Raw genomic sequence first — 21,781 nt, 5'->3', positions numbered from 1 at the left:
TCTCCGCAGGCGATCCAAGCTGAAAACACAAATAATCGAGGGATTTCAAACCATTAATCGATTTAAAGATTTTAAAATCGTTTAAATCGTTTAAAAAGTACGTGATTCGACCGATATATGCACAGTTCCGAAGGGGACAGTGATGGCGCATGGCCGTGTCGGTGTGACACAGACTTCTTTATATGCCACATTTTGTACCCAATTTGTCCTGCATCTGCGCAGCCGATTGATGCAGATAGGGACGATATGCCCATGAGGGAGCCGCTAGACATGGCAACAATCGCGCTTGTCGATGACGATCGCAACATTCTCACATCCGTCTCCATAGCGCTGGAGTCCGAGGGATACCGTGTGGAGACCTACACCGATGGCGTTTCGGCGCTTGAGGGTCTGGGTGCGCGTCCGCCAAACCTTGCGATCCTCGACATCAAGATGCCGCGCATGGACGGCATGGAGCTTCTGCGGCGCCTGCGCCAGAAGAGCGACGTGCCGGTGATCTTCCTTACCTCCAAGGACGATGAGATCGATGAACTCTTCGGCCTGAAGATGGGGGCCGACGATTTCGTGCGCAAACCGTTTTCGCAACGTCTTCTGGTGGAGCGGGTGCGCGCTGTCCTGCGCCGCGCCAGCACGCGGGAAACGGCGGCCAAGACGCCCGGCAAACAGTCGGAATCGCTGGAGCGTGGCCAGCTGGTCATGGACCAGGAGCGCCACACCTGCACCTGGAAGGGGCAGCCGGTGACGCTGACCGTGACGGAATTCCTGATCCTGCATTCGCTGGCGCAGCGGCCGGGCGTCGTGAAAAGCCGCGATGCGCTGATGGATTCCGCCTATGACGAGCAGGTCTATGTGGATGACCGCACGATCGACAGCCACATCAAGCGGCTTCGCAAGAAGTTCAAGGCAGTTGACGGCGAGTTCGACATGATCGAAACGCTCTATGGCGTGGGCTACCGCTTCCGCGAGATCTAGGCCGAAAATCAATTCGGCTGCGTGGCGTGCGCCCGGACAAGACAGTGGCGATGAGTGTAAAGACGGAAAAGACGGAGCAGCGGCCTTCAAGGGCTGCGCGACCGACGGGCCCGGCCTTTCTTGGCCGGCTCGCCGTGCCGTTGCGCCGTCTTTTCGGGCATTACGTCTTCTCCAGTCTCACCCGGCGCATTCTGTTTCTCAACCTGGCGGGCCTCGGCGTTCTGGTCGTCGGCGTTCTTTATCTGAACGAGTTCCGCGAGGAACTGATCAGCGCGCGCGTGGAAAGCCTGATGACGCAGGGCGAGATCATCGCCGGCGCCATTGCAAGCTCCGCCGAGGTGGAAACGGACTCGATCCTCGTCGATCCCGACAAGCTGCTTGAGCTACAGGCCGGACAGAGCCTGCCCCTGCGCGCCGATCAGCTGGAAAGCCTCGACTTCCCGATCAATCCGGAGCGGGTGGCCCCTCTCCTGCGAAGGCTCATTCCGCAGACCCGCACCCGCGCGCGCATTTACGACCCGGATGCGAACCTGCTGCTCGATTCCCAATATCTTGGCCAGGTGCTGCGCTATGAACTGCCGCCGGTGGATGACGAGCCCTCGGGCGTGTTCGAAAGCATCTGGCAGCGGCTGCGCGAGATTTTCCGTCGCCGTGACCTGCCGGTCTATCGCGAGCAGCCCGGCGGCAGCGGCGTTGCCTATCCGGAGGTGATGAAGGCGCTGACGGGCACCACCAATTATGTGGTGCGGATCAGCGAACAGGGCGAGCAGATCGTTTCCGTCGCCGTGCCGGTTCAGCGGTTCCGGGCGGTTCTCGGCGTGCTTCTCCTGTCGACGCAGGGCGGTGATATCGACAAGATCGTTGCAGCCGAGCGCAAGGCGATCCTGCGCGTGTTTGCCGTTGCCGCGCTGGTGACGGCCATCCTGTCGCTGCTGCTGGCCTCGACCATCGCCAATCCGCTGCGCCGGCTTTCGGCAGCTGCGGTGCGGGTGCGCCGGGGCGCGCGGTCGCGCGAGGAAATCCCGGATTTCTCACATCGTCAGGATGAGATTGGCAATCTTTCCGCGGCATTGCGCGACATGACCAAGGCGCTTTATGCGCGCATTGACGCCATTGAGAGCTTTGCCGCCGATGTGGCGCATGAGCTGAAAAACCCGCTGACGTCGCTCGGCAGCGCGGTGGAAACGCTGCCGCTCGCCAAGGATGAGCGGTCGCGCGAACGTCTTCTGGAGATCATTCAGCACGATGTGCGCCGCCTCGACCGGCTGATCAGCGACATTTCGGATGCGTCGCGGCTCGATGCGGAACTCTCGCGCGAAGATGCGAGCCGCCTGGAGCTGAAACAGTTTGTGGGTGATCTGGTGAGTGCGATCCGCGAAGCAGGGTCCAGCAAGAAGCCGGTGGAGATCACCTTCGCCACCGAAGAGCGGGATGGCGCGGACGCGACCTATTACATTCAGGGCCACGATCTGCGGCTTGGGCAGGTCATCACCAATCTGATCGAGAACGCCCGTTCCTTCGTGCCGGAAAAGACGGGGCGGATCGATGTGCGTCTGGCGCGCGTTGGCAAGCGCATCATCCTGTCCGTGGAGGACAACGGGCCGGGCATTCGCGTCGAGAACATCGACCGCATCTTCGAGCGGTTCTACACGGATCGTCCGGCGGGTGAGGCGTTCGGCCAGAATTCCGGCCTCGGTCTTTCCATCAGCCGGCAGATCGTGGAAGCACATGGCGGCACGCTGACGGCGGAAAACATTGCGGGCGGGAAGCCCGGCGACATTCAGGGCGCACGGTTCATCGTCGCGCTGCCTGCGGAGACCTGATCCGCCATGCACAACCGCCACGCCACCGCCATCGTCGTCGCCGGTCACGGCATACTGATCGAAGGCGCGTCGGGCAGCGGCAAGACCATGCTGGCCTTCGAGGCCCTCTCCTTTTTCAAGGCGGCGGGGCTGTTTGCATGCTTCATTTCAGACGATCAGGTTTTTCTCTCCGCCCGCAATGGCCGGCTGATCGTGCGCACGCCCGCACCCATTGCCGGGCTGGCGGAAGCGCGCGGGCTCGGGCCTGCAAAGCTTGCGCACATGCCGGCCGCCGTGATGGATCTCGTGGTGCGTCTTGTCGATGAACAGGACGCGCCGCGATTTTCCGAAGGGCAGCAAATGGTCCATGAAGGCATCGCGCTTCCGTGCGTGGAATTGCCGCAACGACAGGCACGAAGGGCCGTTCACGCCATCGCGGCAACCCTTCAATTGCCGCCTTTTGGCCCCTCTCAAGTCACCGTTTGAACTTTATTTAGGCGACTCGCCGCAGTTTTGGGCTTGTCAACGGCCTGTGCGTTGACAAGATAGCGCTCTTGTCGTGAGGCAGTCTGGGGTCTGGTCTTCAGAGATGGGCCTTCAGGGGTCGACCATCGCGGACCGAGGCCTAAATGAGAATAACCGGATATGCGGGCAGGCCCGCAAAGTCAGCTGGATGGAGTGAACGCGTGACAGCCTCGAGCGCAGCCTTGAAAGCCAAACCAGGAAATCGGATGATGTGCCGATGATTGGGCTCGTATTGGTGACGCATGGCCAATTGGCCGAAGAATTCCGCCACGCCGTTGAGCATGTGGTGGGTCATCAGGAAAACCTTGAAACAGTCTCCATCGGCGCTGAAGACGATATGGAGCAGCGGCGGCGCGATATCGTAGACGCCGTGGCGCGGGCCGATACGGGCTCGGGCGTGATCATCCTCACCGACATGTTCGGTGGAACGCCGTCGAACCTGGCCATCTCGGTCATGGATGCTGGCCGCGTGGAGGTGATTGCCGGCATGAACCTTCCCATGCTGATCAAGCTTTCCTCCGCACGCGCCAATGACGACATGGCGCAGGCGCTTGAAGAGGCGCAGACCGCAGGGCGGAAATACATCAATGTCGCAAGCCAGGTCCTGAGCGGAAAATGAGCGAGCCGCAGACGAACGACATGCCGGTTCGCGCACCGGCCGCCGAGGAACTCAGGCGCGAGTTCACCATCGTCAATCAGCGTGGTCTGCATGCGCGCGCTTCCGCCAAGTTCGTGCAGACGGTGGAAGCCCACGATGCCGATGTCGAGGTCGAGAAGGACGGGATCACCGTCGGCGGAACCTCGATCATGGGCCTGATGATGCTGGCGGCCAGCCCCGGCTGCAGCATCCGGGTCAGCGCCAGTGGTCCCGAAGCCGAAGCGCTGCTCGATGCGCTCGAGGCTCTGATCGCCGACCGTTTCGGCGAGGAATGCTGAGACCGGGCCTTATCAGTCGACATGCACGAATAAAGATTTCTTTATATCCATTGTGAGCGCCGCATTGTTCTGGTAGTCAAAAGCCAGCATTCGCGCCCGGCCGTTCGCCTGTGGCGCCCGGATTCATCACAATCGGAGAGTACGCCAATGAGCGCTGACAAGGACTATGTGGTCGCCGACATTTCGCTGGCCGACTGGGGCCGCAAGGAAATCGAGATCGCCGAAACGGAAATGCCGGGCCTGATGGCCTGCCGCGAAGAGTTCGGCAAGGAAAAGCCGCTGAAGGGCGCGCGCATCTCCGGCTCGCTGCACATGACGATCCAGACCGCTGTTCTGATCGAGACGCTGAAGGCGCTTGGCGCGGATGTGCGCTGGGCATCGTGCAACATCTTCTCGACCCAGGATCACGCCGCTGCGGCCATCGCCGAAGGCGGCACGCCGGTCTTCGCCATCAAGGGCGAGACGCTTGAAGAGTACTGGACCTACACGGACCAGATCTTCCAGTGGACGGATGGCGAGCCCTCCAACATGATCCTCGATGATGGCGGCGACGCCACCATGTACATCCTCATCGGCGCGCGCGCCGAGGCCGGCGAGGACGTTCTGTCCAACCCGGGCAGCGAGGAAGAGGAAGTTCTGTTCGCGCAGATCAAGAAGCGCATGGCGGCAACGCCGGGCTTCTTTACGCGCCAGAAGGAAGCCATCAAGGGCGTGACCGAAGAGACGACCACCGGTGTGAACCGTCTCTACCAGCTGCAGAAGAAGGGCCTCCTCCCCTTCCCGGCAATCAACGTCAACGATTCCGTGACCAAGTCGAAGTTCGACAACAAGTATGGCTGCAAGGAATCGCTGGTCGACGGCATTCGCCGCGCAACCGACGTGATGATGGCCGGCAAGGTGGCCGTGGTCTGCGGCTATGGTGACGTGGGCAAAGGCTCCGCGCAGTCGCTTTCGGGCGCCGGCGCACGCGTGAAGGTGACGGAAGTCGACCCGATCTGCGCGCTGCAGGCCGCCATGGACGGCTTCGAGGTGGTCACGCTGGACGAAGCCGCGTCGACCGCCGACATCGTGATCACCACGACCGGCAACAAGGACGTCATCACCCTCGATCACATGCGCAAGCTGAAGGACATGGCGATCGTCGGCAATATCGGCCATTTCGACAATGAGATTCAGATCGCAGCACTGCGCAATCTCAAATGGACGAACATCAAGCCGCAGGTCGACATGATCACCTTCCCGGATGACAAGCGGATGATCCTGCTGTCGGAAGGCCGTCTGTTGAACCTCGGCAATGCGACGGGGCACCCGAGCTTCGTGATGTCGGCATCCTTCACCAACCAGGTGCTGGCGCAGATCGAGCTCTTCGTGCGCGGCGAGGAGTACAAGAACGAAGTCTACGTTCTGCCCAAGCATCTCGACGAGAAGGTTGCCCGTCTGCACCTCGACAAGCTTGGCGCTTCGCTGACCACGCTGTCGGATGAGCAGGCCGATTACATCGGTGTGACGCCGCAGGGTCCCTTCAAGCCGGAGCACTACCGCTATTAAGCGGCGTTAACCAAAGCACAACATATTGATCCCGGACCATTGACTTTTGGTCCGGGATTATTTTTGTCGCCCGTCCTTCTTCACGACGATTCGCTCACGCGGTACAGTGCTGTGATTCGCGAGGCGGCTGACCTTCCGGGCTGTGGGCCTGGCGAAAGGAAGGGGCGGTCTTGCCACACCATGCGGCGAAGAAGGATCAAGACATGCCGGGGCTGGACCCGCTGAACGGCGGATCTATGGGCCCTAGGGGCCGACAGCGCAAAACAGGCATCACACGGGGATTGATGCGGTTTCTGACGCTGACGACGAGCGTGGTCATGCCATTCACGGCGGCCGCGCAGACGAGCGCGCAGGTTGCGCCAGGCGTGTCCTTTGCTGCTTCCGATGTCATTGAAGTCGCGGTGTTCGCCGGCATCATGGGCGCGGCGTTTCTGTCGGCCATCTGGCTGATCCGCCAACGCGCGCGCATCGCTGCTGAAAATCTGGAGCTTCGCGCCCGTGTCGCTGAACTGAGCGGCGCACTGGGGCGTTCGGAAGCCCTTCTCAATCTCAAGGATCAACGCGCTGTCGTGTGGGGCGGCGGAGCGGACAAGCCGGCCATCGTCGGCGATCTGCCGCCGGGCTGCGGCGCGCCGGATGAGCGTTCGGCGTTTCTGGCATTCGGCCGCTGGATGATGCCGCGCGCGGCGTCTGCGCTGGACCGGGCGCTGGCGAACCTGCGCGATGAAGGCGAGAACTTCGATCTGACCATCGAGACGCGCTCGGGCACGCTGCTTGAGGCGCAGGGACGCAAGTCGGCGCAGCACACCGTGCTGCGTTTCATTTCGCTTGCCGGCGTGCGCGAAGAACATGCGCGGATGCAGGTGGAGCAGGAGAACCTGCTCTCCGAGCGCAGGACCGTTCTGGGACTGCTCGATTCCCTCGACATGCCGTTCTGGCTGCGTGACAAGGCAGGCCAGCTTGCCTGGGTGAACCGCGCGTTCACCGGTGCTGTCGACGCGCCGAGCGGTGATGCGGTGCTGCGCGAGCAGCTTGAATTCCTGCCCATGTCGGCGCGTGAAGAGATCACCAGCCGCCACCGCGAGGCCAATGAGGTGTTCAGGCAGTCGCTCTCCGCCGTTGTGCGCGGCGAGCGCCGGGTGTTTGCGATCACCGACTATGCGGGTGCGCATGGTTCGGCCGGCATCGCCAGCGATGTCAGCGAGGTGGAGACGATCCGCCGTGAGTTCGAAAGCACGGTGCAGAGTCATTCCGACACGCTCGATCAGCTCACCACGGCTGTCGCCATTTTTGACGAGAACCAGAAGCTGCGCTTCTTCAACCAGTCGTTCCAGAAGCTCTGGGATCTGGACACGCCCTTCCTGGAGAGCGCGCCGGACAATGCGCTTCTGCTCGACCGTCTGCGCAGCGAAGGCACGCTTGCCGAGCAGCCCGAATGGCGTCGCTGGAAGCAGGAGCTTCTTTCCGCCTATCGCAGCATGAAGCCGGAAGAACACTGGTGGCATCTGCCCGACGGGCGCACGATCCGTGTCATCGCCAATCCGCAGCCCAAGGGCGGCGTGACCTGGGTTTTCGAAAACCTGACGGAAAAGTTCGACCTGGAAAGCCGCTACAATGCGGCCATGCGGGTGCAGGGCGAAACGCTCGACAATCTGACCGAAGGTGTGGCCGTGTTCGGCCCCGATGGTCGCCTGCGCCTTTCCAACCCGGCCTTCCAGCGGCTCTGGAGCCTGCCCGATACGCTGATCGCTTCGGGTGCGCACATCGCCGATATCCGCACGGTCTGCGACCCGCTGGCGAAGGAAAGCCCCTGGCGCAGCTTCGTTGCCTCGGTCACCGGTTTCGATGACGAGCGCCGCAGCCAGCACGGACAGGTGGAATTAAGCAATGGCTCGGTGCTGAGCCACGCGACGATCCCGCTGCCCAACGGGCAGGTGATGATCACGTTTGTCGACATGACCGACAGCGTGAACGTGGAACGTGCGCTGAAGGAAAAGAACGACGCGCTGCAGAAGGCGGACAAGCTGAAGAACGATTTCGTTCAGCACGTCTCCTACGAGCTGCGCTCGCCGCTGACCAACATCATCGGTTTCACCGAGCTTCTGAACATTCAGGACACCGGATCGCTGAACCAGAGGCAGCGCGAATATGTGGACCATATCGGTTCGTCGTCTTCGGTGCTTCTCACAGTGGTGAACGACATTCTCGATCTTGCCACGGTCGATGCCGGCATCATGGAGCTGGAGATCGGCGAAGTGCGGGTTGGCGACATGGTCGAGGCTGCGGCCGGGCTCATCTCCGAGCGGCTGCGCGAGCACCAGATCCGCCTCGACGTGCAGATGGACGATGCGGCGCTGGTCTTCCATGCGGATGAGAACCGGGTGCGGCAGGTGCTGTTCAACCTGCTCTCCAACGCGGCCAATTATGCGCCGGAGCACAGCATTATCCGGCTTGTGGCGCGGCAGTATGACGACGCGGTCGAATTCAGCGTGCATGATGACGGTCCGGGCATGGCGCCCGACGTGCTGGAGACGATCTTCCGGCGCTTCGAGCCGCATGTGAATGGCGGTCGCCGTCGCGGCGCGGGGCTGGGTCTCTCCATCGTCAAGAGTTTCGTCGAGCTGCATGGCGGCTCTGTTCACATCGACACGGGCGAAGGGCGTGGAACCACGGTAACCTGCCGTTTCCCCTCCGCGCCGACACAGGCGCGGGTCGCCGCAGAGTAGCCACACCCTATGACCGCGCGCGTTCTGGAACGCTTCCTGCCGGATGAAGACGCAACGACGCTGTTCGGCGAAGACATCGCCGTGGCGCTGCGCGCCGGCGATGTGCTTGCCCTGAAGGGGGATCTCGGCGCCGGCAAGACGACGCTGGCCCGTTCCATCGTTCGCGCGCTGGCCGAAGACCCGGACATGGATGTGCCGAGCCCGACCTTCACGCTGGTGCAGAGCTATGATGCGCGCATTCCCGTGCATCATTTCGATCTCTACCGGCTGGGCGAGCCGGACGAGCTGGAAGAACTCGGCCTGTTCGAAGCGGCGGAAGACGGCGTTGCGCTGGTCGAATGGCCGGAGCGCGCCGGTGACGCGCTTAAGGATGCGATCCGGCTCGAACTGCATGACGAGGGCGAAGGCCGGCTGGCGGTGATCAGCGGACCGGACGACGCCATGCTTCGGCTGGAGCGCAGCTTCGCCATTCGCGATTTTCTGAACAAGGCCGGTGAAAAGCGGGCGCATCGCGCGTTTCTTCTGGGTGACGCCTCGCTGCGCGCCTATGAGACCGTGACCACGCGGCTTGGCGCGCGACGCATCCTGATGAATGCGCCGGAACGGCGCGACGAGCCGCTTCTGGCATGCGGGCGGCCCTATAGCCGGATCGCGCATCTGGCGCAGTCGGTCGCGGCATCCGTGGCGATGGCGAACACCATTCGCGCGCGTGGGTTCGCGGCCTATGAGGTCTATGCGCAGGATCTGGAAACCGGGCTGCTTCTGACCGAGCATCTGGGCGTGACGCCGTTTCTTTCGCCCGAGGGCGAGCCGGTGGCCGAGCGTTATGTGGAGGCGGCGCGCCTGCTGGCAGCACTGCACCGCGACGCCTGGCCGACCGAGATGCCGGTGGAAGAAGGGCATGTGCATGAACTGCCGCCCTATGACCGCGAGGCGCTCGGCATCGAGGTGAGCCTGCTCACCGACTGGTACATGCCGTTCATGGCGGGCCGTCCGGCAAGCGATGAAGAACGCGCGGGCTATATGGAATGCTGGGACCGGCTTTTCGCGCGCCTTGAAGATTTTGAAAAGAACCTGGTGCTGCGCGATTTCCATTCGCCCAACCTGATCTGGCGCGGCGAGCGCGAAGGGTTTGACCGGCTGGGGCTGATCGACCTGCAGGACGCTGTGTGCGGACCGGCGGCCTATGACGTTGCCTCGCTGGCGCTCGATGCGCGCGTGACGATGCCGGAAGAGCTGGAGCGCGCCGTGGTGGAGGCCTATTGCGCCGCCCGCGCCGAGCAGGGACCATTTGACCGCGCGGCGTTCGACGAGGCCTATGCGATTTGCGGAACGCAGCGCAATTCGAAACTGCTTGGCACCTTCGTGCGGCTCGAGCAGCGCGATCACAAGCCGTTCTACATCAAGCATCTGCCGCGCATCCGCACCTATCTGCGCCGGGCGATGCGCCACCCCGCGCTGGATGAGCTGCGCGGCTTCTACGAAGAGGCGGGTTTCCTCGGCGGAGATGAAGAATGAGCGGGGCGAGACCCGACAATATGCCTGATACGGCGATGGTGCTGGCGGCGGGGCTGGGAAAGCGCATGCGGCCCATCACCGACACGCTGCCCAAGCCGCTGGTCCAGGTCGCAGGCCGCACGCTGATCGACCGTGCGCTGGACATGCTGGAGCATGCCGGCGTCGGCACGGCGGTGGTGAATGTGCATTATCTGGCCGACCAGATGGAGGCGCATCTGGCTGACCGCGTTACGCCGCATGTCATCATCTCCGATGAGCGCGACCGGCTCATGGATTCGGCTGGCGGCGTCATCCGCGCGCTGCCGCATCTGGGCGATGCGCCATTCTTCATTCTCAACGCCGACACGTTCTGGCTCGAGGGTGACACATCCAATCTGGAGCGGCTGGCCCTTGCCTGGGACGACGCGACCATGGATATTCTCCTCATGGTTGCGGATACCGAACAGGCGACGGGTCATTCCGGCTCGACCGATTACCGAATGGATGCGGATGGCCGCCTTGCCCGCGACCGGGGCGTGGCGGGCGGCGTCATCTATGCGGGGGCGATTGTGCTCAATCCGCGTATCTTCGACGGGGCCGGCGATGAGCCGCAGTCACTGAACACCTATTTTGATGCAGCGGAGCGCAAAGGCCGGCTGTTCGGTATGAAGATGGACGGCGCGTGGATCACCGTCGGCACGCCGGATGCGATCGCGCCCGCCGAAGCGGTGGTGGCCGCGCACGGTGAGCAGTGCGATGCCGGCTAAGCATCCGCCGCGCGTCTATTCCATTCCCCCCGGCGTCCACTTCCTGGAGACGCTTGCAGAAGCGCTGCTCGACGGGCGGCTTGTTCCCGGTTTTCGTCATGATGGCGATCCGCTGGCGCTGGCGGATGTCACGATCTATCTGCCGACCCGCCGCGCCGCCCGCGCGCTGCGCGATGTGCTGCTTGAAAAGCTGAGCGGCCAGTCGGCCATCCTGCCTGTCATTCGCCCGCTGGGTGAGTTCGACGAGGAGGCGGCGCTGTTCGACACGGAGGGTGCTTCCGCACTCGATCTTGCGCCGCCCATCGAGGCGCTGGACCGCATCCTGCTTCTGGCGCCGATGGTGCAGGCGTGGAAGGCGCGCCTGCCCGGCCATGTGGCCGCGCTCTTCGAGGAAGGCGTGGTGGTGCCGGCCTCGGCGTCGGACTCCATCTGGCTCGCGCGGGATCTGGCCGCGCTGATGGACGAGATCGAAACCGAGGAAGCGGACTGGACGAAGCTTGCCGGTCTTGCGCCCGACGCGCTGGCGCACTGGTGGCAGGTGACGCTCGAATTCCTGCAGATCGTCACGGCGCACTGGCCCAACCTGCTTGACGCGCTTGACCGCTCCAACCCGGCGGCGCATCGGAACGCCATGCTGGCCGCCGAGACGGCGCGGCTCAGGACGCAGGCCCACAGAGGCCCGGTTATCGCGGCAGGCTCGACCGGCACCATTCCCGCGACGGCGCGGCTTCTGGCGACAATTGCCGGGCTCGACAATGGCGCGGTGGTGTTGCCGGGGCTGGACAAGCGGCTTGATGCGCGCGCCTGGGACGCGGTGGGCGATGCAGCCGAGCCATCCGCCTTCGGGCACCCGCAAGCGGGCTTGAAGAAGCTGCTTGCCGCAATGGGCATGGAGCGGGCGGATGTGGTGGAGATCGGCGCGCCCTCGCCGGCGCTTGCGCTGCGGCGCGCGCTGGTGAGCGAAACGCTGCGCCCGGCGGAAACCACCGATGCCTGGCTTGAAAACCGGGCGCTGGCGGACGATGCGACGGAAGGCGGTGCGCTGGCCGGCGTCACGCTGGTGGAAACGGCCAACGAGCGCGACGAGGCGCTTTCGATTGCCGTTGCGCTGCGCCTCGCGCTGACCAGCGACAGGGCCACGGCAGCGCTGGTGACGCCGGATCGCGGGCTGGCGCGGCGGGTGGCCGTGGAGCTGCGGCGCTTCGGCATCGAGGCGGACGATTCCGGCGGCACGCCACTGGCCGACAGTCCGCCGGCGACGCTGGCGCGGCTCCTTCTGGAAACGGTGTTTCGTCCCGGCGAACCCATCGCCATGGTGGCCCTGCTCAAACATCCGCTCCTGCGGCTCGGACTGAAACGCGCCAGAGTGCGACGGGCGGCGGAGACCATTGAACTGGTGGCGCTGCGCGGTGGCACAGGAAGGCCCGATATCGCAACGCTCGACACGCTGTTCGAGACGCGCTGGGCGGGCATCGAGAGCAGCACGCGCAAGCCCTTCTGGTTCGTGCGCGTCAACGATGCAGCCCTTGCCGAAGCACGCGCCGTGCTGGAGGCGCTGCGCGCGGCGCTTACGCCGCTGGTCGAAATGCGCGGCGTGCGCGGTGTCGGCGTGCCGGACATGGCGCGCTTTACCGTGGAGGTGCTGGAGGCGCTTGGGCGCTCCGAGGATGGCAGCCTCACCAATTACTATGAGGGCGAGCGGGGGCAGGCCATGGCCGCCTTCCTGCGCGGACTGGTCGGCTCCGACACGACGCTGCCCTTCGACGCCAGCGAATGGCCGCCGGTCTTTGCCGCGCTGATTGCCACCGAAGTGGTGAAGCCGACCATGGGCGCAGACAAGCGCGTGGCGATCTGGGGCGCGCTTGAGGCGCGGCTTCTCAGTGTCGACACGCTGGTGCTGGGCGGCATGAACGAGGGCACCTGGCCAAGCATCCCCTCCTCCGACCGCTTCATGTCGCGGCTGATGAAGGCCGAGCTTTCGCTGGAGCCGCCGGAGCGGCGTATCGGTCAGGCGGCGCATGACTTCATGATGGCGATGGGATCGGAGAATGTGGTGCTGACCCGCGCCGCGCGCGCCGGCGATGCCCCCGCCGTCGCTTCGCGCTGGCTGCAGCGGATCACTGCATTTGCCGGCAAAGAAGCGACCGAGGCGATGCGCGTGCGGGGCCGCAGGCTGATCGGCTGGGCGCGCCTTCTGGACGACAGACCGGATGAAGATTTCGCTCCGCGACCCGAACCGGCCCCGGCAGTGGAAGCGCGGCCGACGCGCTTCTCGGTCACGGAGATCGAGACGCTGCGGCGCGACCCCTATGCGGTCTATGCGAAGCGCATTCTGGAGCTGGTTGCCCTCGACCCTCTGATCCGCGATCCGGGGGCTGCCGAGCGCGGCAATCTCTTCCACGACATTCTGGAGCACTTCGTCAAGGAGGTGGACGATCCGTCCGGGCATGAGGCGCTCGGAAGTCTGACCGCCATCGGGCGACGGCTCTTTGCCGAGGCAGGACTGCCGCAGGATGTGGCGACCGTCTGGTGGCCGCGTTTCGAGCGCACGGCCGAGGCCGTCATCGAATGGGAGCGCGGGCGCGCGGAGGGCATCGCCAGGCGTCATGCGGAAATCCGCGCATCGGCCATCGAGGTGGCGAAGCTCGGCCTTACCCTTTCAGGCCGCGCCGACCGCATCGACATTCGTGACGATGGCAGCGCCGACATTCTCGATTACAAGACGGGCGCGACGCCCTCGCGGCGTCAGGCGCATACGCTCATTTCCCCGCAGCTGGCGCTTGAGGCCGCACTTCTTCAGCGCGGCGCGTTTGCCGATGTGGGGGCTGCGCAGCCGAACGAACTTGCCTATGTGCGGCTCAAGGCGAATGGCGAGGTGTTTTCCGAGTCCATTCTCAAGATCAAGAACAGCGACAAGACAGCGCCCGGCATGGCCGAGGAAGCGTGGGAGCGGCTGTCGCAGCTTCTCGCGCATTACCACAAGGCCGAGACCGGCTACCGTTCGCGCGTCCTGCCATTCCGCGAAGGCGATGTGGGCGGCGACTACGATCATCTGGCGCGTGTGCTCGAATGGTCGGCCGGTGGCGATACGGGCGATGGCGGAGAGGGCGAATGAAGAAGCTGCCCTTCATCCCCGAAGACACGATCCGGGCGCAGGCGCTGGCCGCCGATCCGGCCAACTCCGCCTGGGTGTCGGCCAATGCCGGGTCGGGCAAGACCCATGTGCTCGCCCAGCGCGTGATCCGCCTTCTGCTGCAGGGGGCCGATCCGTCGAAAATCCTCTGCCTGACCTATACGCGCGCCGCCGCGGCCAACATGGCCAACCGCGTGTTTCGCGATCTCGCGGGCTGGAGCCTGATGTCCGACGATGCGCTGTCGGAGGTCATTGCCAAGCTTGAGGGCGGCAGGCCAGGCCGGGAAACGCTCGCCCGCGCGCGGCGGCTTTTCGCCCGTGCGCTGGAAACGCCGGGCGGGCTGAAGATCCAGACGATCCACGCCTTCTGCGAGGCGATCCTGCATCAATTCCCGCTCGAGGCGAACATTGCCGGCCATTTCGAGCTTCTGGATTCGCAGATGGAAGAGGCGCTGCTGGCCGAGGCGCGGCGCGATCTTCTGTCGGGCGCCGCCGGCGAAGACGCGGTGCTGTCGGACGCCTTCGCCGAAGTGCTGGAGCGCGGTGGCGAAAGCGGTCTTCAGGATCTCCTGTCGGAAATCGTCTCCCGTCGCGACGGGCTGCGCGCCTTCATCGACGAGATTGCCAACGACCCGGTTCCCTACAGCGCGCTGTTCGAGGAATTCGGTTTTGCGCCGGGTGAAGACGCCGAGGCGATTGCCGCTTCCATCTGGCCGCTTCCCGGTTTCGACGCCAGCGCGTTTCGCGCGCTTGTGGCCGAGGCGGAGGCGGTGGACGCCAAGACGGTGCTGAAGGGCATCGTGCCAGAGGCGACGCTGGCCTTCGAGGAGCGCGACCCGCTGCGCCGGCTGGAGCATCTGCGGAAGGGTTTTCTCAAGGCCGATGGCGGCGTTTATGGCGAGAGCACGTTCAAGAAGGCGCTGCGCGCCGCCCTGCCCGATATCGTGGAGCGCTATGTCGAAGCGGCGGAGGTGATCCGCACTGCAGTCGACCGCGTGGCGTTGTTCCGCATGCTGGAGGCCACCCGTTCGGCACTGGTGATCGCCGACGGCATGATCGCGCGCTACGAACGGCTGAAGCGGGCACGCGGTTTTCTCGATTTCAACGATCTTATCACGCGCACGATCCGGCTTCTGGCGCGCGCCGATGCTGGACCGTGGGTGCAGTACAAGCTCGACAAGGGCATCGACCACGTTCTGATCGACGAGGCGCAGGATACGAGCCCCGAGCAATGGCAGATCGTGCGGCTTCTCGCCGAAGAGTTTTTTGCCGGCGAAAGTGCGCGCGAGGGATTGCAGCGCACCATCTTTGCGGTGGGCGACGAGAAACAGTCGATCTACTCCTTCCAGGGGGCGGAGCCGGCGGCATTCGGCGAAAGCGGACGGGCCTTCGAAAAGAAGGTGCGGGCGGCGGAGCGCCGTTTCGAGCGCCTGCGCCTGCGCTATTCCTTCCGCTCAACCGAGGATGTTCTGAAAGCGGCCGACCTGGTGTTCTCAAGGGAAGAGGCGGCGCAGGGGCTGACCCATGATCCCGAGCCGATCGAGCATCTTGCGGTGCGCGCGGGCCAGCCCGGCTATGTGGAAGTGTGGTCGCCCATCGCGCCGGAAGTGGTGGAGGAGCCGGACGACTGGACGGAAGCCATCGACCACGCGTCGGCTCCGGCGGTGCGACTGGCTGAAACCATTGCCCAGACAGTCGAGGACTGGATCCGGAATGGCGAGATCATTGAAGGCACGGGCAAACGCCTGACGGCGGGCGATGTGCTGGTTCTGGTGCGCAAGCGCGACCGCTTCGTGCATGCACTGTCGCGCAGCCTCAAGAACCGCCACATCGATGTGGCCGGTGCAGACCGCCTGCGGCTGACGGCGCATATTGCCGTGCAGGACCTGATCGCGCTTGGCCGTTTTCTGCTGCAGCCGCATGACGATCTCTCGCTGGCTGCGGTGCTGAAAAGCCCGCTGTTCGGCATGGATGAGGAGCGCCTGTTCCGGCTTGCCTGGAACCGTGGCCGGGCGGTGCCGCTGTTCGACGCCATGCGGGCGCAGGCGCTGTCGGACCCGGCGGTGGCCGGCATGGTCGATATGCTGCAACGCTGGCAGAACGAGGCGGCGTTCAAGCCGGCCTTTGAATTCTATGCCGGGCTGCTTTCGGGCAGCGGGGACCGGGAAGGCGCACGCCGGCTGTTCGTCGCGCGGCTCGGCCACGAGGCGAACGACATTCTCGATGAGTTCCTGTCATTTGCGCTGGCCGGCGAGCGGGCGGGGCTCAACGGTCTTGAGGCGCTGCTCTCGGCGCTTGACGGGCAGGCCCCGGAGATCAAGCGCGAGATGGATCAGACGCGCGACGAGCTGCGCATCATGACGGTGCATGCCGCCAAGGGGCTGGAAGCGCCGGTGGTGTTTCTCGTCGATCCGGGCAGCGCGCCCTTCGTCGCCCAGCATCTGCCAAAGCTGATGCCATTTGCGCCGCGTGGCGAGGGCTGGCAGGGCAAGGGCTTCCTCTGGCGCGCCGGCAAGGATGTCTCCAATTCGGTGGCGGCAGGCTTCGAGGCGAATGCAAAGGTCAAGGCGGAGGAAGAATACCGCCGGCTTCTCTATGTGGGCATGACGCGGGCCGAGGACCGGCTGATCGTGTGCGGGTATCACGGTGCGCGCGAACCGCAGGACCTGACCTGGCAGAACACGGTGCGGCAGGCGCTTTCAGGTGCGGAGGTCGCGGTGGAGCTGGACCGTCCCGCCGCCTGTGCACCGGTCTATCGCTACCGTGTGAGCGAAGCGCCACCGGTCGAGGAAGAGGCAGCGCCAGTGGCCGAAGCCGCGCCTGAAACAGCGCTGCCGGAAACTCTGCTGACGCCGCCGCCAATGCCGACAGACCTGCCGCGTCCGCTTTCGCCATCGCGGGCGGGGGCGTTGATCGAGGCCGATTACGAGCCCGTGCCTTCGCCGCGGTCGCCGGTGCTCGACGGAGAGCGTAAGCCGGGCTTTGCGATCCAGCGCGGTATTGCCGTGCACAGGCTTCTGCAATTGCTGCCCGACTGCCGGGAGGATGCGCGCGAGGCCGCCGCGCAGCGCTATCTCGACCGTGTCGGCAGTGGCTGGACCGCGCAGGAGCGGGAGAGCGTCTGGCGGTCTGTTCAGGCCATTCTCGAGGATGCGCGTTTCAGTGCGATTTTCGCGTCCGGCTCGCGGGCAGAGATTTCCGTGATGGGCGAATTGACGCTCGGCGAGCGCCGTCATGCCGTTTCCGGCAAGATCGACCGCCTTGCGGTCACCGACGAAGCGGTGCTGATCGTCGATTACAAGACGAACCGCCCCACGCCGGAGACGCTGGCCGAAGCGCCCGGCGCTTATGTGGCGCAGCTGGCGCTTTATGCGGAGCTTCTCAAACCGCTCTATCCGGGTCGCCGGATCGAGGCTGCGCTGCTCTTCACGGAAGCGCCGGTTCTGCTGCCTGTTCCGGAGGAGGAGCTGGCGGCTGCGCTTGAACGTCTTGCCCCGGCGTGACACAAGAGCGCTTGACGCAGCGAAGCGCCACCCCCACATGTTGTACAACACGTTTTGCCGATAAGGAGAATCCCCATGGCCACCGTGAAGGCGGACAAGAACAATTTCCAGGCCGACGTTCTGCAGGCTTCCGAGCCCGTGGTTGTCGACTTCTGGGCCGAGTGGTGCGGCCCCTGCAAGATGATCGCGCCGGCTCTCGACGAGATCGCTGCCGAGCTCGGCGGCAAGGTGAAGATCGCCAAGGTCAACATTGATGAGAACCCGGAGCTCGCCGCTCAGTATGGCGTGCGCTCCATCCCCACGCTCATCATGTTCAAGGGCGGTGAAGTGGCTGACATGAAGGTCGGCGCTGCACCGAAGACGGCTCTTTCGTCCTGGATCAGCGGCGCAGCCGGCTAATCACGACGATATTCGAGACATGAAAAACCCGGCCTTGCGCCGGGTTTTTTGTTGGCTGGGTCAGCGTTCGTTTGTGAAGATGTGCCGCCCCATTGCATTGATGTGCTGCGTGGTTCGACAAGCTCACCATGAGGGAGGTCGAGGGCTGTAAAACCCGTTAGCCGCGCCACCGAAGCAGGCTTTTATGCAATGCCCTGCATCCCTCATGGTGAGCTTGTCGAACCACGCACAACGCCGCTGCCACAATATCGAGCCGGGACAACTCGAAAACTGGTTTCCGCGCTTCAGCCCCTGCCCTGTCAGCCCCAGACGAGCAGGCCGATCAGGCCGGCGGTGCCGACGATGAGACGCCACCAGCCGAACAGCGCATAGCCGCGCCGCGACACGTAGCCGAGCAGCCAGCGCACCACCAGAAGCGCTGCGAAGAAGGCGGCGATGAAGCCGATGGCGATGATTTGCACATCGGCGGCGGTGAGCTGGTCGTAGTTTTTGTAGAGGTCGTAGGCGAAAGCGCCGGTCATGGTCGGCATGGCGAGGAAGAAGGAGAACTCGGCTGCCGAGCGCTTGTCCGCCCCCATGAGAAGGCCACCGACAATTGTCGCGCCGGAGCGCGAGGTGCCGGGGATCATCGACAGGCACTGGAACAGGCCGATGCCGAGATACATGGGCATGGGAAATTTCGTGATGTCGCTATAGCGCGGCTTGGTCGCCCAGCGGTCGACCCAGAGCAGCACGAAACCGCCGAGAATGAGCATGACGCAGATCAGCAGAGGCGTTTCGAAGAGCACGGTCTTGATGATCTTGTAGGCGAGAACGCCGATCACCGCCGCAGGCAGGAAGGCGAGGAGTATGCCGATCACGAAACGCTGTGTTGCGGGATCGCGCGGCAGGTCGACAAGCATTTTCCACAGACGTCCAGCATAGACGCTGAGGATCGCCAGGATCGCGCCGAGCTGGATCAGGACCTCAAAGGCCTTGCCGGTGGATTCGAAGCCGAGGAAATGGCCGGCCAGAAGGATATGGCCGGTCGACGAGACGGGTATGAACTCCGTCAGTCCTTCGAGGATGCCAAGGAGAAGGGCCCCCACGATGGTCTGATCCGTCATGTCCGTTCCTCAATCAGGGCTTGCTTGTCAGTCTGCCAGTCTCCCCCTATAGCTGAGAGGACCAAATCGCAGAATCAGGTAATCGAAGGATTACCGCCACGGCCATGAAATGGCCAGAGCCTTCCTTTAGAAGCCGACAAATGCTGACGCTGTTTCATCATCCACTCTATGCTTCCTGCCGCTTCGTGCGGCTTTCCTTTGGCGAATATGGCGAGGAACTCGCCTTGATCGAGGAACGCCCCTGGATTCGTCGCGAGGAGTTTCTGACGCTCAATCCGGCCGGCACGATCCCCGTGCTTCTTGCCGAGGGGGATCATCCGATTGTCGGCCCGACCGTGATCGCCGAATATCTGGACGAAACCCGTGGCGCGCTCAAGCGCGACAAGCGGCTGATGGCCGAAGATCCGGTCCAGAGGGCAGAGATCCGCCGTCTGGTGGACTGGTATCTGATCAAGGCCGATGCCGATGTGACCCGCCATCTGGTGCGGGAGCGGGCGCTGAAGCCGCAGATGTCCAGCGCGGAAGGCGGCGGCTCGCCGGATTCGGCGGCCATTCGCGCGGCCCGCGCCAATGTGCGCCAGCACCTCAAATACACCAACTGGCTCGCCGGGACGCGCGACTGGATGGCCGGCAAGCGGCTCTCCTATGCCGATCTGGCCGCTGCATCCACGCTTTCGGTGCTGGATTATCTGGGCGAGGTCGACTGGCAGGAATATCCGGCCGCGCGCGACTGGTATTCGCGCATGAAGTCGCGCCCCTGCTTCCGTTCCATTCTTGCTGACCGCGTGCGCGGGCTCTCCCCCGTTTCCCACTACGCGGATCTGGACTTTTGATGTCCGGCGCGCAGGCCGACCGGCTTCGCGCGTTCGTCGAGAAAGAGGCGCATGCGCTGGGCTTTGACGCCGTCGCGGTGGCGTCTGCCGAGGCTGCACCGTCGCGTGCGGCCGAGCTTGGGCATTTCCTGAAAGAAGGCCGCCACGGCAGCATGCAGTGGATGGAGGAGACGGCGGACCGCCGCGCCCATCCGCAGGGCCTGTGGCCGGAGGTGCGCTCGGTCATCATGCTGGGGATGAATTACGGGCCGGATGAAAACCCGCTCGAAATCCTCAAGCGCCGGGACCGGGCGGCGATCTCGGTCTATGCGCGCAATCGCGATTATCATGACGTCATCAAGGGGCGGCTGAAACAGCTTGCCGGCAAACTGGCTGCGCGAACCGGCGAGGATGTGAAGGTGTTTGTCGACACCGCGCCGGTGATGGAAAAGCCACTCGCCCGCGAGGCGGGGCTTGGCTGGCAGGGTAAACACACCAATCTGGTGAGCCGCGAATTTGGCTCCTGGCTGTTTCTCGGCTCGATCTTCACCACCGCGTCCCTGCCTGCCGATGCGCCGGAGCGCGACCATTGCGGCTCGTGCCGCGCCTGTCTCGACATCTGCCCGACAAAGGCGTTTCCCGCGCCTTACCAGATCGATGCGCGGCGCTGCATTTCCTATCTCACCATCGAGAACAAGGGACCGATCCCGCGCGAGTTCCGCATTCCCATGGGCAACCGCATCTATGGCTGCGACGATTGCCTTGCCGCATGCCCGTGGAACAAGTTCGCGCAGGATGCGGCCGAGGCGAAGCTTCAGGCGCGCGAGGATCTGAAGGAGCCGCCGCTTTCCGGGCTTCTCGAACTGGACGATGCGGGGTTCCGCGCCTTCTTTTCCGGTTCGCCGGTCAAGCGCATCGGGCGCAACCGCTTCATCCGCAATGTGCTGATCGCGGCGGGCAATTCCGGCGAAGCCGGCCTGATCGACCATTGCAGGCGTCTGGCGGAAGACGAAGCGCCGCTTGTGCGCGGCGCAGCCGTGTGGGCGCTGTCGCGGCTTATGGACAATAAGGCATTTGCTTTACTTGAAACGCAGCTGCGTCCGCGGGAAAACGATGCAGACGTGCAAGCCGAATGGGATGGGCGATCATGACCAAGAGCTTCTTCATCTTCGGCGCGGGTTATTCCGGCCGCGCGATTGCGCGCGAGCTTGCCGGTGAAGCGGCGTCCATTGCCGGCACCACGCGCAGCGCGGAGAATGCCGAACGCCTGAAAGAGGCAGGCATCGCGCCACATGTTTTTCAGGGCGGGGCCGCGCTTTCGCCGGATCTGGAAAAGGCGCTGGCCGAAACCACGCATCTCATCGTCAGCATTGCGCCCGACGCGTCGGGTGACCCGGTGCTTGCGGTCGCGCGTGAGACGATTTCCAGGGCCATGCCGGCGCTGAAATGGATCGGCTATCTGTCGACGGTCGGCGTCTATGGCGATCACGATGGCGCCTGGGTGGATGAAACGGCCAAATGCGATCCCGTCTCCGAACGCTCGAAACAACGGCTGGTTGCCGAAGCGGAATGGGCGCAGCTCGGGGCGGAAACGGGGCTGCCGGTGGCGATCATCAGGCTGTCGGGCATTTACGGGCCGGGCCGCAACGCCTTTCGCAATCTGGAGGCGGGCAAGGCGCGGCGGATTGTCAAGCCGGGCCAGGTCTTCAACCGCATCCATGTGGACGATATTGCCGGGGCCACGGCGCATCTCGCCCGCCGGTTCGAGACCGGAATTTTCAACGTCACGGATGACGCCCCCTCGCCGCCGCAGGATGTGGTGGCCCATGCTTCCGTGCTGATGGGGCAGGAAACGCCGCCGGACATCGCCTTCGAAGATGCTGATCTCAGCCCCATGGGGCGGTCCTTCTATGGCGAGTGCAAGCGGGTGAGCAATGCGCGGCTGAAAGCCACCGGCTACCGGATGCGCCATCCCGATTATCGCGCGGCGCTCGAGGCCATGTGGGCCGACGGGAACTGGCGGACGGAAAATTCGTAAACCGCGACCGTAAGCGA

General features: G+C 64.2%; 16 protein-coding genes. 15 read left to right on the top strand and 1 reads right to left on the bottom strand.

Annotated features, from left to right (window positions below):
• Nucleotides 1–270: 270 nt before the first annotated feature.
• From ACRTG1_RS14380 to trxA, 12 genes are all read left to right on the top strand, one after another.
• A complete protein-coding gene (locus ACRTG1_RS14380; RefSeq protein ID WP_113153645.1) occupies nt 271–972 on the top strand; it encodes a response regulator transcription factor in 702 nt (233 codons plus the stop codon).
• A gap of 50 nt (nt 973–1,022) precedes the next feature.
• The gene (locus ACRTG1_RS14375; RefSeq protein WP_113156099.1) at nt 1,023–2,795 is read left to right on the top strand and encodes a stimulus-sensing domain-containing protein; all 1,773 of its coding nucleotides are present in this window, start codon (nt 1,023–1,025) and stop codon (nt 2,793–2,795) included.
• A 6-nt stretch (nt 2,796–2,801) separates the two neighbouring features.
• Nucleotides 2,802–3,260 carry an HPr kinase/phosphorylase gene (locus tag ACRTG1_RS14370; protein ID WP_113153646.1) on the top strand — a complete coding sequence of 153 codons (459 nt, stop codon included), beginning with the start codon at nt 2,802–2,804 and terminating at the stop codon, nt 3,258–3,260.
• Between the two features lie 256 nt (nt 3,261–3,516).
• Nucleotides 3,517–3,918, top strand: coding sequence for a PTS sugar transporter subunit IIA (locus ACRTG1_RS14365; RefSeq protein WP_113153647.1), 402 nt, complete (start codon nt 3,517–3,519; stop codon nt 3,916–3,918).
• A complete protein-coding gene (locus ACRTG1_RS14360) occupies nt 3,915–4,235 on the top strand; it encodes an HPr family phosphocarrier protein (protein ID WP_236042166.1) in 321 nt (106 codons plus the stop codon). The genes ACRTG1_RS14365 and ACRTG1_RS14360 overlap by 4 nt, the downstream gene beginning before the upstream one ends.
• Before the next feature lie 147 nt (nt 4,236–4,382).
• Complete coding sequence (gene ahcY / locus ACRTG1_RS14355; RefSeq protein WP_432516452.1) at nt 4,383–5,783, top strand: adenosylhomocysteinase; 1,401 nt, start codon at nt 4,383–4,385, stop codon at nt 5,781–5,783.
• A 203-nt stretch (nt 5,784–5,986) separates the two neighbouring features.
• A complete protein-coding gene (locus ACRTG1_RS14350) occupies nt 5,987–8,509 on the top strand; it encodes a sensor histidine kinase (protein WP_371685962.1) in 2,523 nt (840 codons plus the stop codon).
• A 9-nt stretch (nt 8,510–8,518) separates the two neighbouring features.
• Nucleotides 8,519–10,027, top strand: coding sequence for a tRNA (adenosine(37)-N6)-threonylcarbamoyltransferase complex ATPase subunit type 1 TsaE (gene tsaE / locus ACRTG1_RS14345; protein WP_432516451.1), 1,509 nt, complete (start codon nt 8,519–8,521; stop codon nt 10,025–10,027).
• Nucleotides 10,024–10,773, top strand: coding sequence for a nucleotidyltransferase family protein (locus tag ACRTG1_RS14340; protein ID WP_206553313.1), 750 nt, complete (start codon nt 10,024–10,026; stop codon nt 10,771–10,773). The genes tsaE and ACRTG1_RS14340 overlap by 4 nt, the downstream gene beginning before the upstream one ends.
• Entirely contained in the window at nt 10,763–13,888 is a 3,126-nt protein-coding gene (gene addB / locus ACRTG1_RS14335) for a double-strand break repair protein AddB (RefSeq protein ID WP_432516450.1), read from the top strand. Before ACRTG1_RS14340 ends, addB begins: the two co-directional genes overlap by 11 nt.
• Nucleotides 13,885–17,409, top strand: a complete 3,525-nt coding sequence (addA, locus tag ACRTG1_RS14330) for a double-strand break repair helicase AddA (protein WP_432516449.1) — start codon at nt 13,885–13,887, stop codon at nt 17,407–17,409. The genes addB and addA overlap by 4 nt, the downstream gene beginning before the upstream one ends.
• 75 nt (nt 17,410–17,484) lie before the next feature.
• Complete coding sequence (trxA, locus tag ACRTG1_RS14325; protein ID WP_113153654.1) at nt 17,485–17,808, top strand: thioredoxin; 324 nt, start codon at nt 17,485–17,487, stop codon at nt 17,806–17,808.
• Nucleotides 17,809–18,107: 299 nt separating this feature from the next.
• On the opposite strand, the gene ACRTG1_RS14320 is transcribed toward trxA, so the two are convergent.
• A complete protein-coding gene (locus ACRTG1_RS14320) occupies nt 18,108–18,914 on the bottom strand; it encodes an undecaprenyl-diphosphate phosphatase (protein WP_206545550.1) in 807 nt (268 codons plus the stop codon).
• Between the two features lie 140 nt (nt 18,915–19,054).
• Here ACRTG1_RS14320 and ACRTG1_RS14315 point away from each other — a divergent pair, with 140 nt between their 5' ends.
• From ACRTG1_RS14315 to ACRTG1_RS14305, 3 genes are read left to right on the top strand one after another with little or no spacing between them, the layout of a single operon-like run.
• Nucleotides 19,055–19,747 carry a glutathione S-transferase family protein gene (locus ACRTG1_RS14315; protein ID WP_206545549.1) on the top strand — a complete coding sequence of 231 codons (693 nt, stop codon included), beginning with the start codon at nt 19,055–19,057 and terminating at the stop codon, nt 19,745–19,747.
• Entirely contained in the window at nt 19,747–20,877 is a 1,131-nt protein-coding gene (gene queG, locus ACRTG1_RS14310) for a tRNA epoxyqueuosine(34) reductase QueG (RefSeq protein ID WP_297560884.1), read from the top strand. The genes ACRTG1_RS14315 and queG overlap by 1 nt, the downstream gene beginning before the upstream one ends.
• On the top strand, nt 20,874–21,764 hold the full coding sequence (locus tag ACRTG1_RS14305; protein WP_297560887.1) for an SDR family oxidoreductase: 891 nt from the start codon (nt 20,874–20,876) through the stop codon (nt 21,762–21,764). The genes queG and ACRTG1_RS14305 overlap by 4 nt, the downstream gene beginning before the upstream one ends.
• The last annotated feature ends 17 nt before the right edge of the window (nt 21,765–21,781 follow it).

Origin of the sequence: Nitratireductor sp. PBL-C9 (assembly GCF_050877045.1) — a bacterium.
GTDB classification, from domain to species: domain Bacteria; phylum Pseudomonadota; class Alphaproteobacteria; order Rhizobiales; family Rhizobiaceae; genus Nitratireductor; species Nitratireductor aquimarinus.
This window is presented reverse-complemented; position numbering and strand designations above follow the sequence as displayed.

What these genes read in the sequence shown, in the direction of transcription:
- tsaE (WP_432516451.1), top strand. Translation starts at nt 8,519, where the DNA reads ATGACCGCGCGCGTTCTGGAACGCTTCCTGCCGGATGAAGACGCAACG.
- ACRTG1_RS14365 (WP_113153647.1), top strand. Translation starts at nt 3,517, where the DNA reads ATGATTGGGCTCGTATTGGTGACGCATGGCCAATTGGCCGAAGAATTC.
- addB (WP_432516450.1), top strand. Translation starts at nt 10,763, where the DNA reads ATGCCGGCTAAGCATCCGCCGCGCGTCTATTCCATTCCCCCCGGCGTC.
- ACRTG1_RS14360 (WP_236042166.1), top strand. Translation starts at nt 3,915, where the DNA reads ATGAGCGAGCCGCAGACGAACGACATGCCGGTTCGCGCACCGGCCGCC.
- ahcY (WP_432516452.1), top strand. Translation starts at nt 4,383, where the DNA reads ATGAGCGCTGACAAGGACTATGTGGTCGCCGACATTTCGCTGGCCGAC.
- ACRTG1_RS14370 (WP_113153646.1), top strand. Translation starts at nt 2,802, where the DNA reads ATGCACAACCGCCACGCCACCGCCATCGTCGTCGCCGGTCACGGCATA.
- ACRTG1_RS14375 (WP_113156099.1), top strand. Translation starts at nt 1,023, where the DNA reads ATGAGTGTAAAGACGGAAAAGACGGAGCAGCGGCCTTCAAGGGCTGCG.
- trxA (WP_113153654.1), top strand. Translation starts at nt 17,485, where the DNA reads ATGGCCACCGTGAAGGCGGACAAGAACAATTTCCAGGCCGACGTTCTG.
- addA (WP_432516449.1), top strand. Translation starts at nt 13,885, where the DNA reads ATGAAGAAGCTGCCCTTCATCCCCGAAGACACGATCCGGGCGCAGGCG.
- ACRTG1_RS14340 (WP_206553313.1), top strand. Translation starts at nt 10,024, where the DNA reads ATGAGCGGGGCGAGACCCGACAATATGCCTGATACGGCGATGGTGCTG.
- ACRTG1_RS14315 (WP_206545549.1), top strand. Translation starts at nt 19,055, where the DNA reads ATGCTGACGCTGTTTCATCATCCACTCTATGCTTCCTGCCGCTTCGTG.
- ACRTG1_RS14305 (WP_297560887.1), top strand. Translation starts at nt 20,874, where the DNA reads ATGACCAAGAGCTTCTTCATCTTCGGCGCGGGTTATTCCGGCCGCGCG.
- ACRTG1_RS14320 (WP_206545550.1), bottom strand. Translation starts at nt 18,914, where the DNA reads ATGACGGATCAGACCATCGTGGGGGCCCTTCTCCTTGGCATCCTCGAA.
- ACRTG1_RS14350 (WP_371685962.1), top strand. Translation starts at nt 5,987, where the DNA reads ATGCCGGGGCTGGACCCGCTGAACGGCGGATCTATGGGCCCTAGGGGC.
- queG (WP_297560884.1), top strand. Translation starts at nt 19,747, where the DNA reads ATGTCCGGCGCGCAGGCCGACCGGCTTCGCGCGTTCGTCGAGAAAGAG.
- ACRTG1_RS14380 (WP_113153645.1), top strand. Translation starts at nt 271, where the DNA reads ATGGCAACAATCGCGCTTGTCGATGACGATCGCAACATTCTCACATCC.